Origin of the sequence: Mycolicibacterium agri (genome assembly GCF_002553505.1) — a bacterium.
Classification (GTDB): domain Bacteria; phylum Actinomycetota; class Actinomycetes; order Mycobacteriales; family Mycobacteriaceae; genus Mycobacterium; species Mycobacterium agri.
This window is the reverse complement of the sequence record NZ_PDCP01000008.1, coordinates 42,667-61,928: the sequence shown is the minus strand read 5'-3', so window position 1 is coordinate 61,928 and position 19,262 is coordinate 42,667. Positions and strand designations below refer to the sequence as shown.

The window sequence follows — 19,262 nt, the reverse complement described above, 5'->3', positions numbered from 1 at the left end:
CGGACCAGCGCAAGGCGCCACGGAAAGGAGGCGGTTCAACGTATCCACTCTGCGAGCCATCGCGCCGTCCGCCGACCTAGAGCGCGTCCAGCCTGAGCGGCGGGACGCCGACACCTCGGCGACAACGGATTATCCATGAACAGCGGCACCGTGCTCCGGTCCGCTTGGATGACGGCGACTCGGGCGGGTGCAAGTGCGGCGATCTCGGCTCGGAGGTCCCACCACCGCGTCGTCGGTCCGGTGAGCGGAGTGATAACGAGGACTTGATCGCAGCCTCCGGCCAGATCGGCGTTCGTCACCGACGGGGTCGCACCGTCGATGAATTGGCACCCGTTGATCACGGCGAGAGGCCATATGCCAGGGATCGCACAACTCGCCGTCACAGCGTCTGCCAACTCGATGCCATCCTCGCCGGTAAAGACAACGCGCTCGGCGCTATTCGCATCAATGGCGGTAATCCATAGATTCCGTTGTGCTGGCCAGGAGGCCGCTGCCGTCATCCGCGCGCCGACGACTTCCCGTCTTCGACTCTGCGCTACCGTCTCTGTCCCGCGCGCGAGAGCAACAAGGCGCATCCGATACTCGCGCACTGAATGCGCTCCCGTGGTCACGTCCAGAACAGTTCTCTGATAGGACGTCTCGTCGAAATTGATCTCAATCTCGGCGGTCTGATCCGTGAGTTGGCTCAGGTACAGGCCGTAGAGCGCAGCCGGACCGCTGAGATGAGCGGCCACGACCGAGCCCGCCGAACTGCCCACTATCACGTCGGCCGTCCCGATCCGAGCGGCCAATTCAGGGTCGATGTCGGCAATCCCGGTGAGCACTCCTGCTTCCCACGCGATTCCCGCTAGCCCTCCGCCCGCCAGGACGACTCCCGTCGTGACCGCCATCACGCGCTGTCTTGCTCGATCACAGGCAGATCGAGGTACGAGGCCCGCGCCCCGCCCACTCCGATGCGTTGGGCGGCAACGTGGTATTCGGCGCGCAGTTGGTTGCCGGTGTTCAAGTTTCGATCCCACCTCGGGAACGAACTGCTAGTCACGTGCACACGCAGCCGGTGGCCGGCCAAGAAGACATTGCTTGTCGCCCACAGGTCGATTTCGTAGCGGCGCCACCCGTCAGCAGCGTCCGCTCGGCAGATTCCGTCGCAGATGTTGAAGGAGCGCCCGTCCGGATGCACATCGCAGAGTCGCGCCACCCAATCAGTCGACGGAGCCGAGCTTGACGCCCAGAGGACGACGCGGATCTCCCCGGTCACTTCCAGATCCGCAACCAACGGCGCCGAACTGAAAACCAGGACGTCCCCGCGGGATTCGATAGCGGTTTGATCGAATGGCCCCGCCGTGTAGTCGTTCACCGGCACACCGTGGCCACCGATGGTCGGCACTGGGCGAGCGGGATCGTATTCGAACTCGACATCGGCGTCCGCGTCCAGCGGCGTTTTCGGGCGGAGATCCCCGTCTGGAAGCAGATACCACCGTTGACGGATCGCTCGCTCGGGTGGCCATTCTTGTTCGTCACGCCAGTAGTTTCGGCCCATGACGAATATGCGGATCGGCGCCGCCTCTTGAGACTCAACTTCCTCTGGAGCGAGGTGCGCTGAGAACCAATCGCATTGTGCCTCAGTCCAATCACCTTGCGGATGAGAGGGCGCCCCATCCATCGAAGCCAGCATTCCGAAGCGCCGCTGGCCGATCGGGTCTCGGTGGACATCATGACTCCACGGCCCGACCATCAATCGGGACTGGTGCCCCAGAGCGCGCATGGCTGTGAAGTTGCGCAGCGTGCCGCCAAGGAAGATGTCGTACCAGCCGCCTGTGTGGAAGACCGGCACGGTGACGTTGCGGTGCTCGACAGTGCTGACATCAGCCACGCGGTCATCGTCGATGGGCCGGATGCCGGTCAAGGTGGGAATGCCGTGGCGCCGAAGGATCGCAACGTCGTTGACGGGAAGTTCCCAGTATCCGCGTTCGGCCAGCTGATCCCACTCACGTCTGAGAAGCTCACCGCGACTGTCCGCCTCGACCTCGGACTTCACTGAGCGAGCGATGACATCGAATCCGTTCTCCACAGCCCAGTACAAGGCCAGGCCCAGCTCGAGCGCACCGCCACGCGAGAGCAGGCCGTCGCGGGCATCCGACCAGGAAAACGTCGGCGCGATCGCGGCGAGCGGCGGCGGCTGCGCACCAGCAGCCAACCATTGCACGTTGCCGCAATAGCTGGCACCGGCCATGCCGACAGCCCCATTCGACGTTGGTAAAGAAGCTGCCCACTCAACCGAGTCGTAGCCGTCCTGCGCCTCGAAAAGAAACGGCTCCCAGCGACCTTCGGAAGCAAACCGGCCGCGTGTGTCCTGAATGATCACCTGAAACCCGCGCCGCGCCCATAGCGCCGGATCCATCTCGGGCTGCTGAACATTCTTGTCGTATGGCGTGCGCACCAGGACGGTTGGGTACTGGCCTGCTGTGTTGGGTCGAAAGATGTTGGCACGCAGGGTTACACCGTCACGCATGACCGAAGGGACGTCGTACTCGATGATCACCGAGTCGCGGCCGCGCTGACCGTCGCCGTCGTCTGAGTCAACCACGGGTTGCTTGAAGCGCTGTTGGTGAGTCATCGTGCGTTGTCCGTTACGACATTGTCATCGGAATCCTCCGACCGGGCAGCTTCTTTGACACCGGGCCGTCGGGAGATCAATGCGCTGACACCGACGATCGCTGTCAGAAGCGTCAGGCACACCCATACCGTGCTCCTGCCGAGCTTGCCGTCGACATGCCACAGTGCATCGAAAAACCCCTTATAGAAGAACCATCCGACGGCCGCTATGCCGGTCATCGGTATTACTCCGTTCCAGAGCCAGTGGAATTCTGTGCGGTAGCGGCGCAGGAACAGAAGCGGATTACACACATTGATGAGGAGATAGGTGGACATCGAGAAGAAGGCCACCGCGTTGACGACCCACAGCGAGATATCAATGCTCACCGACAGGTAGAACGCCAGGACGACGTCGACAATGACGACGAATGCGGTGATGGCGGTGATGCTGAACCACGGGGTCTTGAACTTCGAGTGCACTGCTCCGAACCGCTCGGAGAGCACACCGTCGCGACCCATGCGGTAAAGGATCCGGGTACTGCCGATGAAGGCGCCCAGTGTCAAGGCGAAGGTCGCTTCCATGCCCATGATGTCGGTGATAACGCGGCCCGTCTCACCGAATGCGACCTCCGCAGCGGCGCCGAGGGGGAAGCCCCCTTCGTCGAGGGCGGCTTGATACGCCTCCGGGCTGAGAGCGTTGCTGAGGACAGTGGATATGACGACCCAAAACACGCCCACCGCAACGGCTGACAGAATCGTCGCCTTCGGGATCAGGCTGCGCGCCGCTTTCGTCTCTTCAGCGATCGTCGAAATCGCGTCGTAGCCGGTGTAGGCGAGAAACGCAAGCACCAAGGCCGGCATAAGGGTTGTCAGCCCCGGCAGCCGCGTCGGATCCAGCGGCTCGAGCGACACCTGGCCGGTACCCGACCGGAAGAACGCGACGGCGGCAACGAGAACGACGATCAGGACCTCGATGACGGTCATGATGATCGCGGTCTTGAGGCCAAGGCTGACACCGCGATACGTGAGCGGTAGTGCGAGCAGCAAAGTGGTTACCGCGATCACGGCGAACAGGACGGGTGAGGAGTTCCTGAAGAGATCGGCAACGAACTGTGCCTGCAGCGGAAACGTGAAGGCCACGATGAAGCCGTAGAAGAACACGCCGCAGAATCCGGCCGCGATCCCCACGGTCGGGCTGAGAAGTCGCGAAGCCCATTTGTAGATTGCGCCGGCCGATGGCATACGGCGGTTGATGGCCGCGTAGCTGTAGGCCGTCGGCAGCGTCAGCGCCAGGCCCATGATGAACAACACCGCGGTTGACCTGCCCACGCTGGGGATCATGTATCCCCACGAGAACAACACCGCCAGAGCGGGGCCCATGATGACGATCCCGAGCATTGTGGCCCCGACAAGACCGATGGCGTCGCCTTGGAGACCATTTCGTTTCGACTCCGGCGATTCTGCACCTCCGTCGGGGGGAAGGGTGGCGTAGGCGGGCCCGTCGGTCGTCGTTGGCTCGTGGGTCATGCAGCGAAACGTAACGAGGGCCCGACCCAGGCGGAAGTTAGCTTTCTCGATGGGCTGATAACCAAAGTTGATAGGCGCCGAACGGGCCCGGCCGGGTTCGCCGACTGCGGTCGGTCCGCGCGTGTACGCCAGCCCGGGTATTCGCCGGCCGGCCAGGTCCGGGGGCCGGCCGAACGACGCGCCCGAGCAAACTTCCCCCGATCGCCTCACCGTGTCAGAGCGAGGCCGTAGTCTGGCCCGCGATGGCGCTTCATCTCCACCGTGCCGAACGCACTGACCTCCTCGCTGACGGCCTCGGCGCTCTGCTCTCGAATCCGCTGGACGATCCGTTCGCCGAAGAGCTCGTCATCGTCCCGGCCAAGGGCGTCGAGCGCTGGTTGAGCCAGCGGCTGTCCCACATCCTCGGCCGCGGGACGGGGCAGGACGGCATCTGCGCGGGCATCGCGTTCCGCAACCCGCGCTCGCTCATCGCCGAGATCACCGGCACCGCCGGCTCAGGCTCCATTGGCGGCTCGGCCGGCTCAGGCTCCATTGGCGGCTCGGCCAGCTCAGGCTCCATTGGCGGCTCGGCCGGCTCAGGCTCCATTGGCGGCTCGGCCGCCGGTGACCCCTGGCATCCCGACACGCTCGTCTGGCCGCTGCTCGACGTCATCGACGCCAGCTGCGACGACGACTGGTGCAAACCCTTGGCCACCCATCTCGGGCACTTCGAATCCGGCGAGGAGCGCGAGCTGCGGATGGGCAGGCGCTACGCCGTGGCGCGGCGGCTCGCCGGCCTGTTCGCGTCCTACGCGCGGCAGCGGCCGCAGCTGCTCATCGACTGGGAGAACGGCGACGACGCCGGCATCGACGCCGACCTCTCCTGGCAGCCGCACCTGTGGCGCGCGCTGCTCGATCGCGTGGATGCCGACCCGCCCCACATCCAGCACGCGAAAACACTTGCCACCCTGCAGGAATCGCCCACCGACCTTCCTGAGCGCCTGTCGCTGTTCGGCTACACCCGGCTGCCCTGCACCGAGATCGAACTGCTGCACGCGCTGTCCACCCATCACGACCTTCACCTGTGGCTGCCGCATCCCAGCGACATCCTGTGGCGGCAGCTCAACGGCGTGCACGGCCAGATTCCCCGTCGCGAGGACACCAGCCACCGCGAGGTCGGTCACCCGCTGCTGGCCACCCTGGGCCGCGACCTGCGCGAACTGCAGCGCGGCCTGCCGCCCGACCCGCAGACCGACGAATACCTCGGCGGCAACGACCGGCCCGACACACTCCTCGGCTGGCTGCAGTCCGACATCACCGCCAACGCCGTGCGGCCCGAAGGCCGCACGCTGCGCTCCGACGACCGCTCGGTGCAGGTGCATAGCTGCCACGGCCCGGCCCGCCAAATCGACGTGCTGCGTGAGGTTCTGCTCGGCCTGCTCGCCGACGACGAGACGCTCGAACCCCGCGACATCCTCGTCATGTGCCCCGACATCGAGACCTACGCGCCGCTGATCGTCGCCGGCTTCGGCCTCGGCGACATGATCAACGGTGTGCACCCGGCGCACAAGCTGCGGGTGCGGCTGGCCGACCGGTCGCTGGTGCAGACCAATCCGCTGCTGCGGGTCGCATCGCAGCTGCTGTCCCTCGCCGGCGGCCGCGCGACCTCCAGCGAAGTGCTCGACCTCGCGCACGCCGGGCCGGTGCGGGCCTGCTTCGGTTTCACCGACGACAGCCTCGAAGACATCACCCGCTGGGTGCGCCAGGCCAACATCCGCTGGGGCTTCGACCGCGAGCACCGCAAACCCTACGGCGTCGACTTCGTGCAGAACACATGGTGTTTCGGCATCGACCGCGTGCTCGCGGGTGTGGCGATGTCCGACGACTCGCACGCCTGGATCCAAACCACCCTGCCGCTCGACGACGTCAGCAGCAACCGCGTCGAGCTCGCCGGCCAACTCGCCGAATTCGTGTACCGCCTTCACCACGTCGTCGGATCACTCACCGGCGCAAAGCCGTTGCGCGAATGGCTCACCGCTCTGGAGAACGGCGTCAACCTGCTGGCCCGGGTCGACGACGATGACGCCTGGCAGATCAGCCAGTTGCAGCGCGAGTTCGGCGACGTGCTCGCCGACGCGGGCCCGCGTGCCGAAACACTGATGCGGCTGCCCGACATTCGCGCGCTGCTCGACCGGCATCTGGCCGGACGGCCCACCCGCGCCAACTTCCGCACCGGAACGCTGACGGTGTGCACCATGGTGCCGATGCGTTCGGTGCCGCATCGGGTGGTGTGCCTCGTCGGCCTCGACGACGGCGTCTTCCCCCGCCTCGGTGTGGTCGACGGCGACGATGTGCTGGCACGCAACCCGATGACCGGCGAACGCGACATCCGTTCCGAGGACCGGCAATTGCTGCTCGACGCGATCGGCGCCGCGACCGAGAAGCTGATCATCACCTACACCGGCGCCAACGAATACTCCGGCCAGGAACGCCCGCCCGCCGTGCCGCTGGCCGAGCTTCTCGACGCGCTCGACCGCACCACGGAACACAGGGTGCGCGACCGCATCGTCGTCAAACATCCGTTGCAGCCCTTTGACACTCGCAACGTCATACCCGGCGAGCTGGTCCCCGGCACCGCGTTCACGTTCGACTCGACGGTGCTCAACGCCGCCGAGGCCCGCTGCGGTGACCGCGCCGAGCGGCCACCGTTCATCTCCGGTCCGCTGCCCGCGCCACCACCCGACGACGTGGTGCTCGCCGACCTCGCCTCGTTCTTCCGCGACCCCGTGAAGGGCTTCTTCCGGGCGCTCGAGTACACGCTGCCGTGGGAGGTCGACGGCGTCGAGGACGCGATGCCCGTCGACATCAACGCGCTCGAGGAGTGGACGGTCGGCGACCGGATGCTCGACGACATGCTCCGCGGCATGGCGCCCGATCAGGCGCGCGAGGCCGAATGGCGCCGTGGCACACTGCCGCCGGGCCGGCTGGGCTGGCGTCGCGCCACCGAAATCCGCGACCAGTCAACGCTGCTGGCCGAAGCGGCCCGGGCCTACCGCACCGTCGACCCCGGCGCCGTCGACGTCGACATCGACCTGGACGGGCGCCGAGTGTCGGGGACGGTCTCGCCGGTGTTCGGCCAGCGGCTGGTCTCGGTGACATACTCCAAGCTCGACGGCCGCCACATGCTGCAGTCGTGGATTTTTTTGCTGGCGTTGGCCGCCCACGATCCGTCTCGGGACTGGGCCGCGGTGTGCATCGGCCGCGCCAAGCGGGGCACCATGCCCGCCAAGGAGACACTGCGCGCCCCTTCACATGCAAAGGACCTGCTGGCCGATTTGGTCGCGCTGTATGACGAGGGCCGCCGCCAACCGCTGCCCCTGCCCGTCAAGACCTCGTATGCGTGGGCGTACGCCCGCCACACCCACGGTGACCCGGAACGGTCGGCGCTTTACAAGTGGAAGTCGGACCGCTATCCCGGTGAGGACGCCGAGCCCGCGCACGAGCGGGCGTGGGGCAGGGGCGCATGGCTGAGCGTCCTGATCGACGCCGGACTCGACGAGTACGCGGCCCGGCTGTGGCTGCCGATGCTGAGGGCGATGGACTGATGGACGAGTTCGATCTGCTGGGTCCGCTGCCCGCGCCGCGGTCGACGATCGTGCTGGAGGCCAGCGCGGGCACCGGTAAGACGTTCAATCTCGCGGGGCTGGTGACGCGCTACATCGCCGAGACCGACGCGACGCTGGACCAGATGCTGCTCATCACGTTCGGGCGGGCGGCCACCCAGGAACTGCGCGACCGGGTGCGCCGCCAAATCGTCGAAGCCGTCGCCGCGTTCAGCGATCCGGACTCCGCAGGCGACAACCAGGTGATCCGGCATCTGCTCGACGGCAGCGAGGAGCAGCGCCGGGAACGCGAACGCCGGCTGCGTGACGCGTTGGCGTCGTTCGACGCCGCGACCATCGCCACCACGCACCAGTTCTGCCAGATGGTGCTCAAGTCGCTCGGGGTGGCAGGTGACACCGACTCCGGTGTGACGCTGGTGGAAAGCCTCGACGAGCTGGTCGCCGAGATCGTCGACGACCTGTACCTGCGGCACTTCGGCAACGAGCGCGACGACCCCCTGCTCAGCCACGCCGACGCGCTGCGGCTGGCCCGCGAAGTCGTCAACCACCCGGCGACCGAACTGCGACCGAAGGAACCCGAGCCGGACTCCCGCGCCGCGGTATGTGTCAGGTTCGCCAAAAACGTTCTGGATGAGCTGGAAACGCGCAAGCGGCGCCGCTGCATCCTCGGCTACGACGACCTGCTGACCCGGCTGGCCGACGCGCTCAAGGCCGACGATTCGCCTGCGCAACTGCGGATGCATCGGCGGTGGCCGATCGTGATGGTCGACGAGTTCCAAGACACCGACCCCGTGCAGTGGCAGGTCATCAACCGAGCGTTCAACGGCCGCTCGACGCTGATCCTCATCGGCGATCCCAAGCAGGCCATCTACGCGTTCCGCGGCGGCGACATCGTCACCTATCTCAAGGCCGCCGAAACCGCAGGCGTGCGAATGACTCTCGGCAAGAATTGGCGCAGCGACGGCGCGCTGGTGCAGCGGCTGCAGACGGTGCTCGGCGGCGCGCAGCTCGGCGACAAGCGCATCATCGTGCACCCCGTCGAAGCGCAACATCCCGGTTCACGCTTGAAAGGCGCCCCGTGCGATGAGCCGTTCCGGCTGCGGGTGGTGCGTCGACAAACGTTGGGCCGCAGCGGAACCAAGGTGGTGCCGATCTCCGATCTGCGGAGTCACATCCCGCGGGATCTGGCCACCGACATCGGTGAACTGCTCACCAGCGACGCCACGTTCGACGGCAAGCCGGTGGAGGCCGGCCATATCGGGGTGATCGTCGAGAGCCACAAGGATGCCCGCGCCTGTTATGACGCGTTGTGCGAGGCCGGGATCCCCGCGGTGTACACCGGCGACTCCGACATCTTCAACTCCGACGCCGCCGAGGACTGGCTGTGCCTGCTCGAGGCGTTCGACCAGCCGCACCGGCCCGGCATGGTGCGCGCGGCGGCGGCCACGATGTTCTTCGGCAAGACCGCCGAGGATCTGCTGGCCGGCGGCGACAAGCTGACCGACGACATCGCCGAGACGCTGCGCGAGTGGGCGGGCCATGCCCGCGAACGCGGTGTTGCCGCGATCTTCGAGGCCGCGCAGCTGGCCGGGATGGGCGACCGGGTGTTGTCGTGGCAGGGCGGCGAGCGGCAGATGACCGACCTCGCTCACATGACGCAGCTGCTGCAGGAGGCCGCCCACCGCGAGCACTTCAGCCTGCCCGCCCTGCGCGACTGGTTGCGCGCGCAACGCGAAGAGCGAAGCGGCGCAACGGAACGCTCGCGGCGGCTCGACCACGACGCGGCCGCCGTGCAGATCATGACGGTGTGGGTGGCCAAGGGGTTGCAGTTCCCGGTGGTGTATCTGCCGTTCGCGTTCAACCGCAATGTGCAGACCCGCGACCTGGTGTTGTTTCACGACGGCGACCAGCGCTGCCTGCACGTCGGCGGAGACGACAGCCCCGACTTCCGCGAGGTCGCCCGGCAGGGTCGCGCCGAGGACGCCAGCGACGACAGCAGGCTGACGTATGTCGCGATGACGCGCGCGCAGTCGCAGGTGGTCGCGTGGTGGGCGCCGTCGTATGACGAGCCCAACGGCGGGCTGTCTCGGCTCCTGCGGGGACGGCGGCCGGGCGAGACGGAGGTGCCGCCGCGCTGCTCGCCCGACAAGATCTCCGACGACGACGCGATGGCGCGGTTCCGCGAGTGGGAGGCCGCGGGCGGTCTCGTCGTCGAGGAGTCTGTGCCGCGGCAGGTGCCGAAGCTGCCCGCCGAAGCGCCGCGGACCGGTCTGGCCGCACGCCACTTCCACCGGACGATCGACACGGCGTGGCGGCGCACCTCCTACAGCGGACTGCTCCGCGCCGCGGAGACGACGCCGGTCAGCAGCGAGCCCGAAGTCGTCGAACTCGACGACGAAGCGGTCGAAATCCCCGTGACCGCAACGGCCGTCGGCGCCGACGTGCCGTCCCCGATGGCCGACCTGCCCACCGGCGCGAAGTTCGGCTCGCTGGTGCATGCGGTGCTGGAGACGGCCGACCCGTTCGCGCCCGACCTCTCAACGGAGTTGGAGGCCGCCGTCCGCGAGCACGCGGTGTGGTGGCCCGTCGACGTGCCCGCCGCCGAACTGGCCGCGGCGATGGTGCCGATGCACGACACGCCGCTCGGCCCGCTGGCCGACGGCCTCACACTGCGACAGATCGGCCTCAAGGACCGCGTTCGGGAGATGGACTTCGAATTCCCGTTGGCCGGAGGCGATCTGCGCGCCGCCGCCCCGGAGATCCGCCTTTCGCACGTCGGCGAACTGCTGCGCAGCCATCTGCCCGCCGATGACGCGCTGGCCGGTTACGCCGACCGGTTGACCGGCGCGGCGCTGGGCCCGCAGCCGCTAAAGGGCTATCTGTCCGGATCGGTGGACGTGGTCCTGCGCATCGGTGACCGCTACGTCGTCGTCGACTACAAAACCAACTGGCTCGGCGACCCGGCACAGCCGCTCACGGCGGCCGACTACGCCAAGCCGCGGCTGGTCGAGGCGATGCTGCACTCGGACTATCCCTTGCAGGCCCTGCTGTACAGCGTCGTGCTGCACCGCTTCCTGCGGTGGCGGCTGCGCGGCTATCAACCCGATGAGCATCTCGGTGGCGTGATGTACCTCTTCCTACGCGGCATGTGTGGACCGCAGACACCGGTCATCGACGGGCATCCGGCCGGGGTGTTCAGCTGGCAGCCGCCGGCATCGCTGATCACCGCGCTATCGGACCTGCTCGACGTGGGGCGGGCAGCGGCATGACCACACTGGACTGGCGCCACCCGCTCGGCGTGACCGGACTGTTGCAGGAGTTCACCGACGCCGAGGTGCTCGAGTCGTCGGATGTCCGTGTTGCGCAACGCCTTACCGCGCTTTCCGGTGACTCCGACGAACGTGTGGCGCTGGCGGTGGCGGTGGCCGTTCGGGCGCTGCGCAACGGGTCGGTGTGTGTGGATCTGCGATCGGTCGAACAACAGGTCGGTGTCGAGGGCCTGCCGTGGCCGGACGTCGACGACTGGCTGGCCGCGGTGAACGCGAGCCCGTTGGCGTCGACACCGCCCGCGCTGCACACCGACGGCGACCTGGTGTATCTCGACCGGTACTGGCTTGAAGAGCAGCAGGTCTGCGACGACGTGCGGCGCATGGTGGCGACCGCGCCCGAGCAAGTGTCACCGGACATCGATCGGCTGTTCCCGGCGGGATTCGAGGAGCAGCGCGCCGCCGCGAAAGTGGCCCTGTCGCAGGGGTTGACGGTGCTGACGGGCGGCCCCGGCACCGGAAAGACGACGACGGTGGCGCGGCTGCTGGCGTTGCTCGCGGGCGGCACTCGGCTGCGGATCGCGCTAGCGGCGCCGACGGGCAAGGCGGCGGCACGGCTGCAGGAGGCCGTGCACGCCGAGATCGCCAAGCTCGACGAGGCGGATCAACGCGCGCTGGCCGAACTGCACGCGATGACGCTGCACCGGCTGCTCGGAAGCCGACCCGACACGTCGGCGCGCTTCCGGCACAACCGCGGCAACCGGCTGCCGCACGACGTCATCGTCGTCGACGAGACGTCGATGGTGTCGTTGACGATGATGGCGCGGCTGCTGGAGGCGGTGCGCCCGGACGCGCGGCTGATCCTGGTCGGCGACCCCGACCAGCTGGCGTCGGTGGAAGCCGGTGCGGTGCTGGCCGACCTCGTCGACGGGCTCGACGAGTCGAAGCTCGTGGCCCTGAAGACGCCGCACCGCTTCGGCGAGTCGATCGGCGCGCTGGCGGCAGCCATCCGGGAGGGCGACCCCGACCGCACCATCGAGGTGCTGCGCGCAGGCGGCGAGCACATCGAGTGGATCGACACCGACGCACCGCAAGAGTATCTGCGCAAACTCGTTGTGCCACAAGCACGCCGGCTTCGTGATGCGGCGATCCTCGGCGACGCCGACGAGGCCCTGCGCACGCTGGACGAGCACCGGCTGCTGTGCGCGCACCGCCGCGGCCCCTACGGCGTGCGGTTCTGGAATCACCAGGTCGAGCGGTGGCTGGCGGAGGACACGGGCGAGCCGACGTGGTCGGCGTGGTATCCCGGCAGGCCGGTGCTGGTCACCGCGAACGACTACGGGCTCGGCCTCTACAACGGCGACACCGGCGTCACCGTCCGCCGCGATGGCGTGCTGCGCACGGTGATCGCGGGGTCGGAGCGCCAGGAGTTCGCGACCAGCAGGCTGACCGACGTCGACACCATGCATGCGATGACGATCCACAAGAGCCAGGGCAGCCAGGCCGACGAGGTGACGGTGCTGCTGCCGCAGGAGGACTCGCGGTTGCTGTCGCGAGAACTGCTCTACACCGGCGTCACTCGCGCCAAGACCCGCATCCGGGTGATCGGCCCGGAGGCGTCGGTGCGCTCGGCCGTACAGAAGCGGGTGGTGCGCGCGAGCGGCCTGGCGCGCCGTTTGCGGCCCGCAGCAGGCTGAAAATGCGGTAACGTCGCATCGACCACTACCCGCACCGGAGATCTCAACGAAGCCGTGAGCACCGACCGCGTCGACGCAGCTGTGGAGTCGTCGACGCTGAAACAAGTGCTTGGCATTCTGCTGGTCGTCATTCCGCTGTTCGTGCCCGAGGTGGTCGTCGACGCCACACCGCTGCGGCCCGCCGCGGCGATGGTGATCGCGGGCGTGCTTCCGGTGATCACCGCGTGGATGTTCGCCCCGCAGTTCGCGCTGGCCGCAATACCGTTGGCGGGCTTGACAAATGGGATTTCGGTGCTGGTATTCGGTCACACCGCGCTTGCGACGGTGTTCGCCGTCGTCGTCGCGGGTCTGCTCGGGCTGTCCGCGCGGTGGGGACTGCACACCGCGGGGATCTTCCTTGCGGTGCAACCCATGATCACCATCATCGCGGGCCATCCCATCCTGACGTTCGGCACCGAAACCCCGGGCCGCGCCGCCCACGCGCTCATCTGTGCGGCGCTGGCGATGGGCGGCGGGCTGTGGACGGTGGCGATCGGCGCGGTGCTGCTGCGCAACGAATCCACCGGGCTGCCGGATCAGGTGCCGTGGCCGATCGTCGGGTTCTACGCCACCGCGCTGATGGCCATGCTCGGCGCAGGAACGCTGATCGCGTCGACGTGGTTATTGGGCAGCGCCGCCGGCTTGGTGCTGGCCACGATCGTCATCGTCACGCGGCCGACGTACGACGAGTCGCGGACGATGATCGCCGAGCGCACGATCGGGACGCTGATCGGCGGCTTCGTCGCGGCGGCGGTGGCCGCGATCGTCGTCAACGTCTCGGCGCTGGTCCTGATCGGCACTGCGGCCATGGTCGTGGCGGCGGTGCTGCAGCTGATGCATGCCCGCTATGCGTGGTTCGTCACGTTCGTGACCGCCGCGATCGTCCTGTTCAACGCCCCGCACGGGAACGTCTTCCACGTCGACGTGGAGCGGGTGGTGTGGACCGTCGTCGGCGTCGTCACGGTCGCCGCGGTGATCGCGATCGCCGAGAGCGTCTTCGGCCGCTACTCCGACCGCGAGGCGTAGCCCTGTGGATGGCCGCCGGCCGCGCGCGCGGCGGCAGTAACGTGGGTTGGCGTGGTGCAGGTGACCGACGGGCTGGTCCTCACCGACGAGTTCCGCCACGCGCTCGAGCTGCTGGACGCCGGCAGGAATGTGTTCCTGACCGGCAAGGCGGGCACGGGCAAGTCGACGCTGATCAGGCTGTTCATGGCCGACACCGACCGCCGGGTGGTGGTCGCAGCGCCGACGGGCATCGCGGCGCTCAACGTCGACGGCTACACCATTCACCGGCTGTTCGGGTTCCGGCCGACGACCACGCTCGCCGATGTCCGCGGCGGCCAGTACCGCCCGGGCCGCTTCGCCAAGACGCTGGCGTCGCTGGAGACGTTGATCATCGACGAGGCATCGATGGTGCGCGCCGACGTGTTCGACATGGTGGCCGCGGCGCTGACGCGGTTCGGGCCGCAGCCCGGCGAGCCGTTCGGCGGTGTGCAGATCGTCCTGGTGGGCGACCTCTACCAGCTGCCGCCAGTCGTCAGCGAGGGCGAGGCTGACTTCTTCTCGACGACGTATGAGACGCCGTACTTCTTCTCCGCGCACAGTTTCCGCCGCGAGGACTTCCCCACCGTCGCGTTGACGACGGTTTTCCGTCAGCTCGGCGATGATCGAATGACCGCGATTCTCAACGAGATTCGCGAGGGCGTGCTGTTGGGCCACGCTCAGGAGCAGTTGAACGCCCGCGCCGACAAGGAATTCGTGCCGCCCGACGACGAGTTCTGGCTGACGCTGGCGCCGACCAACCGGCTGGTGACGGCGCGCAACCGCCAGCAGCTCGAGCGGTTGCCCGGCGACGAGCTGGTGCACAACGCGCGCGTCTACGGCGACCTGTCGCTGTTCGACCCGCCCGTCGAGGAAATGCTGCGGTTCAAGATCGGCGCGCAGGTGATGATGCTGAACAACGACCAGGGCAACCGCTGGGTCAACGGCACGCTGGGCCGCGTCATCGGCGTCGACTACGACCGCTACGGCGCCGTCGTCGAAGTCGAATTCGCCGACGGTTCCTGCGCCGACGTCACGCCCTACACCTGGGAAGCGACGCGGCCGGTCGTCAGCGGCGGGTCGTTGACGCGTGAAGTGATCGGCTCCTACACGCAGCTGCCGTTCAAGCTGGCGTGGGCCATCACCATCCACAAGGCGCAGGGGCAGACGCTGGATCGGCTGGTGGTCGACCTGACCGGCGGCATGTTCTCGACGGGCCAGCTGTATGTGGCGTTGAGCCGCTGTACCTCGCTGTCCGGTCTGGTGCTGAAAAGGCCTGTGCTGCCGAAGGATTTGAAGACCGACAGGCGCATCGCGCGGTTTCTGCGGACGTCGACCGGCGATACGGGCGCGCGTCGCTACTGCGCGATCGGGATGCTGACCGTCGGCGACGAGGGCCGGATGTCGCGGCCACGGCCCATCGAACTGGCCGTCGCGTTCGACGACGGCACCGCGGTGTCGACGCTGATCAACCCGCAGCGAGATCTGGCCGATGCGCGAAATGCGTTCGGCATCAGCGTGTCCGACGTGTTGTTGGCGCCGACGCTGCGCGAGGCGTGGGCGGTGATCGCGCCGATGCTGGCTGGCTGCACACCTGTGGGTGTCGGGGTGGACGAGACGTTGGGGCTGATCGACTTCGAGCTCAAACGGCTCGGCTATGTGACGGCGATGCCGCTGGGCGTCGAACTGCGCGGAAAGCGGGTGTCGGGCCGCACGGCGCTGGAGCGGGCGCAGTCGGCACTGGCCACACACCGCGGCGCCGACTCCGAGGAGGGATCGTCGGCCTTCGAGGAACCCGAACCGGCGGAATCGCTTTCGGGTCTGCTGGTCAGCCGCGACCACTCGGTGCCGACACCCAAAGCCGATCATTTGCCCGGGCTTTCGGCGCTGCTGCGGATCAGCCGCGACGTCGGTGCGGTGGTGCTGGGGCGCGCGGCGTCATCGATCGAAAGCGCTTCGGATACGCCGTGGGACGCCGCGGCGCGCCAGTCGGTGGCCGATCAACTGCGGGCGGCCGCGTCGCGGGCCCAACTGCCCGCGGAGGTGGTGGCGCGACTGCAGGAGGCGTCGAAACTGCTGGGTGTCGAGATCGCGCCCGAATCGGTGTATGCGGAGCGCGACGACATCGCCGACGTCCTGGTGCCCGGTGCGCGAATCTGTTTCACCGGCACCGCGCAGGACAGCGCGGGCCGCGTCATCGAACGCTGGGAGATGGAAAACCTCGCGGCCTCGATGGGCCTCAAGCCTGTCGCGTCGGTGACCAAGACGCGCTGTGAAGTGCTGGTCACCGCCGAGGCAGGCAGCCAGTCGGGCAAGGCCCGCAAGGCGCTGGAGTACGGCAAGGCGGTGTTCACCGCCGACGAGTTCCTCGCCTGGGCGGCAAGCCGGTAGATCCCCGCTGATACCTCGCCCGACGTGGCTGACTACCCCTCGCCCAACGTGGCTGACTACCCCTCGCCCAACGTGACTGATTTCCCCTCGCCCAACGTGAAACCTCTGCGAAAATCCGGCCGGATTTTCGCAAAATCTGCACGCTCGGCCGCTACTCGGGCGGGGTGTACCGCGGCTACTCGGGCGGGGTGTGCCGCGGCTACTCGGGCGGGGTGTGCGGCGGCTAATCGCCCAACGTGAAACCTCTGCGAAAATCCGGCCGGATTTTCGCGAAATCTGCACGTTCGGCGGTTACTCGGGCGGGTTGTGCCGCGGCTACTCGGGCGGGGTGTGCATCGAGGCGAAGATCGCTCGGGCCGCAAGCGTGACGGCACGCGCGCGGGCGGTCATCCGCACCGCTGCCGAGCGCGCCAGCACGATCGGCAGGCCGGGCGCATCACCCTTGATAGGAACCACGGCCACCTTTCCACCGTCGTAAGTGCCGTCGGAGGCCGGCCGCTGGTTGAGGATCGAATACCCGTGCCCGCGTGCGACCAGCCCGCGCACGGTCTCGTAACTGGCCGAGCGATAGCGGATCTTCGGCGTCACTCCCGCGGCCAGCAGCATGTTCTCGAAGTAGTCGCGGCTCTCCGGCAGGTCCAGCAGCACCATCGGCTCGTCGGCCAACTGCGTCAGCTCCACGCCGCCGGAGTCGGCCAGCGGGTGGTCGCGGGCCAGCGCCACGTACGGCGGTGCGACAGCGAGCATTTCGGTTTCGATGCCGCCACCAAGGCCGAGATCGTAGGTCAGCGCCACCTCCGCGGAGCCGTTGCGCAAAGCGGCCCGCATGGCATGCGCCTCGGTTTCGATGACGTCGACCTGCAAGTCGGGGTGTTGCTTGCCGAGTTCGGCGATGAGCCGCGGCAGCACGAACGGGCCGAGGGTGACGAAGCAGGCCAGCCGCACCCGCCCGCGAATCCGGTCGACATGACCGCTGGCCACGTCGAGCACCTCGTCGAGGTGATCGAGCAGCCTGCGGGTGTCTCGCAGCATCTCTTCGCCCGCCGCAGTGAGCGCGAGCCCGCGGGCCCGGTGCCGGATGAACAACTGCGTGCCGATCTGATGCTCGAGCTGCGACACCGCCGCCGAGACCGCCGACTGAGCGATGTGTAGCTCCTCGGCGGCCTTCGTCATGCTCAAATGCGTAGCGGCGGTGACGAAGTAGCGCAGTTGGATCAGCGTGACGTCGGGCTGTCGTGGCATCGTGTCGCTCCTCGACCGTCAGCCGCGACAAGCCCGCACGTCACCACGGCACTCACACCGCGGGTTCGGTGGGTTTCTCAGCGGCGCTGAACAACTCCGGGCCCGCGCCGACGCGTTCGAGGCGTAGAGCCTTGCCACGGAGGTACCCGACGCCACCGAGCACGCCCAGTACCGCCAATGTGCCAAGGGTGAACACTTCGAACACCGTCTGACTGACTCCCCATATCTCGTCGAAGTCGTACTCCAAACCCAGCAGGCGTTCAAGCGTACCCGGGAAGATCGCGACCCAACTGCCCAGCAGGATCCACGCGAAGCACAGCACGCCGAGGATGCGATATCCGTTATCGCTCACCGGGACTCGGAACGGGCGCGCCACATCGGGGTACTTGGTGCGCAGCCGGACCGCCGCAGGGATCGCGATCAAGTAGCTCAGCAGGAATGTCGAGATGCAGATGCTGAGCACCACGCCGAACACGGCGCTGGCCGACCCGCTGACCTGCATCGCGGCCAGCATGAACACCGTGCCCACCACACCGGACAGCAGGTTGACCCGCACCGGCGTACCCAGCTGCGGGTGGAAGCGCCCGAAGAACCCGCCGTAGAAGGCGCCGTCGGCGGCGGCCATGGCCTGCATCCGGTCGCTGATGATCATCCACGCCGAGCCCTGCGTCATGAGGACGACGACGAACACGATGCCGGTCAGCACGAGCATCGCCGGCGCCGCCTGGCCGTAGACGGTGAACACCTCGGCCACCGCTTCCATCAGCCCGCTGATGCCGCTGATCTCATCGGCCGGGATGACCACCAGGATGGCGGCGATCGGCAGCAGGTAGGCGCTGACGGCGATGGCCGCTGAGCGGGCGATGGCGATCGGGACGTCACGGGCGGGATGCTTCATCTCGCCTGCCGCGCTGTTGCTTGACTCGAAGCCCAGATACGAGAACAGCAGCAGCGGGGTGACGCCGAGCAGACCCGCCACCGTCGGCGAGAAGTCGCCCGCGGTCAGGCCCGCGAAACCGTGCTGGGCCGCGTAGATCCCTGTGGTGACCAGGAAAATCGCCAGGAACGCGATCTTGATGATGGCGCCGAGGTTCGGAATCCACTTGCCGTGCCGGAGGCTGATGATCGCCGCGATCACGGTCAGCCAGATGAACACCAACTTAAACGCGTAGTCGGCGAAGCTCCCGTGCTCGAACGGCGTCACGTAGGTGCTCCATGTCTCGGCGGCGATGAAGGCCATCGAGCCGCCGACCCACACCGGCTGCGTCACCCACGTCAGGAGCGCCGCGATGGCCGCGACCGGGCGACCGAAGGCGCGTCGCACCCATACGTAGACGCCGCCCTCTCCGGTGAAGGTGCTGCCGACCTCGGCGAAGATCAGCGCGTAGGGCACCAGGAAGAACACCGCGAGCACTAGCGCCCAAGTGAAGGTCTCCCCGCCGAAGCTCGAGACCTGGCCGAGCACCTCGACCGACACGACCGCGGCGACGATCAGGAAGATGATGTCGAAGCGGCCGAGCGTCTTCTTCAGGTGCTGCGTCTCGCGGGCGGCCTGCGCGGTCTGCTCTTCGTCGGTTACTGCGAAGGGTTTGTCGGTATTCACGATCCTGACTCCCGAGATGTGGATGTAGCACTGCGTTTCGCGGCCGGGAGCGGTGCTCGGCGAGCAAAATCCAAGCCGTGTGCCATATCACATTGGCCGACCGCCTGGAATCTGTAAAGCATGCTTTTCTGTCGATTGACATCAGAAAATCAGATGCAGCTTGCATCAGAATCCCTGATCCAAATCAACGGAAACATCTAGTTGACTGTGGTTAGTGGCGGCGCGAACGATACGAGTGCGGTTGCGTGCACTGAAGAAC

At 67.4% G+C, this 19,262-nt stretch carries 10 protein-coding genes; 5 read left to right on the top strand and 5 right to left on the bottom strand.

The window, feature by feature from the left end:
- Positions 1-35: 35 nt before the first annotated feature.
- From CQY20_RS06390 to CQY20_RS06380, 3 genes are all read right to left on the bottom strand, one after another.
- Positions 36-890: a patatin-like phospholipase family protein gene (locus CQY20_RS06390; RefSeq protein WP_133119030.1), complete on the bottom strand. Its 855-nt coding sequence runs from the start codon at positions 888-890 to the stop codon at positions 36-38.
- A complete protein-coding gene (locus CQY20_RS06385; RefSeq protein WP_163700846.1) occupies positions 890-2,542 on the bottom strand; it encodes a CocE/NonD family hydrolase in 1,653 nt (550 codons plus the stop codon). Before CQY20_RS06385 ends, CQY20_RS06390 begins: the two co-directional genes overlap by 1 nt.
- A 71-nt stretch (positions 2,543-2,613) precedes the next feature.
- On the bottom strand, positions 2,614-4,122 hold the full coding sequence (locus CQY20_RS06380) for an APC family permease (RefSeq protein ID WP_097939134.1): 1,509 nt from the start codon (positions 4,120-4,122) through the stop codon (positions 2,614-2,616).
- Positions 4,123-4,364: 242 nt separating this feature from the next.
- Between CQY20_RS06380 and recC the strand changes: the two genes are divergently transcribed.
- Genes recC through CQY20_RS06355 form a run of 5 tightly spaced genes read left to right on the top strand, consistent with a single transcriptional unit; the run spans position 4,365 to position 16,158 of the window.
- The gene (recC, locus tag CQY20_RS06375; protein WP_097939132.1) at positions 4,365-7,706 is read left to right on the top strand and encodes an exodeoxyribonuclease V subunit gamma; all 3,342 of its coding nucleotides are present in this window, start codon (positions 4,365-4,367) and stop codon (positions 7,704-7,706) included.
- Positions 7,706-10,993 (top strand): exodeoxyribonuclease V subunit beta, encoded by a 3,288-nt coding sequence (gene recB / locus CQY20_RS06370; RefSeq protein ID WP_097939253.1) that lies wholly within the window; start codon positions 7,706-7,708, stop codon positions 10,991-10,993. The genes recC and recB overlap by 1 nt, the downstream gene beginning before the upstream one ends.
- Entirely contained in the window at positions 10,990-12,687 is a 1,698-nt protein-coding gene (recD, locus tag CQY20_RS06365; protein WP_097939130.1) for an exodeoxyribonuclease V subunit alpha, read from the top strand. The genes recB and recD overlap by 4 nt, the downstream gene beginning before the upstream one ends.
- 54 nt (positions 12,688-12,741) lie before the next feature.
- Positions 12,742-13,752: an FUSC family protein gene (locus tag CQY20_RS06360; RefSeq protein ID WP_234816125.1), complete on the top strand. Its 1,011-nt coding sequence runs from the start codon at positions 12,742-12,744 to the stop codon at positions 13,750-13,752.
- Between the two features lie 60 nt (positions 13,753-13,812).
- The gene (locus CQY20_RS06355) at positions 13,813-16,158 is read left to right on the top strand and encodes an AAA family ATPase (RefSeq protein WP_097939249.1); all 2,346 of its coding nucleotides are present in this window, start codon (positions 13,813-13,815) and stop codon (positions 16,156-16,158) included.
- A 315-nt stretch (positions 16,159-16,473) separates the two neighbouring features.
- Here the strand turns inward: CQY20_RS06355 and CQY20_RS06350 are convergent, their stop codons facing one another.
- A complete protein-coding gene (locus CQY20_RS06350; protein WP_097939128.1) occupies positions 16,474-17,400 on the bottom strand; it encodes a LysR family transcriptional regulator in 927 nt (308 codons plus the stop codon).
- 52 nt (positions 17,401-17,452) lie between these two features.
- A complete protein-coding gene (locus tag CQY20_RS06345) occupies positions 17,453-19,003 on the bottom strand; it encodes an APC family permease (protein ID WP_097939126.1) in 1,551 nt (516 codons plus the stop codon).
- Positions 19,004-19,262 lie beyond the last annotated feature (259 nt).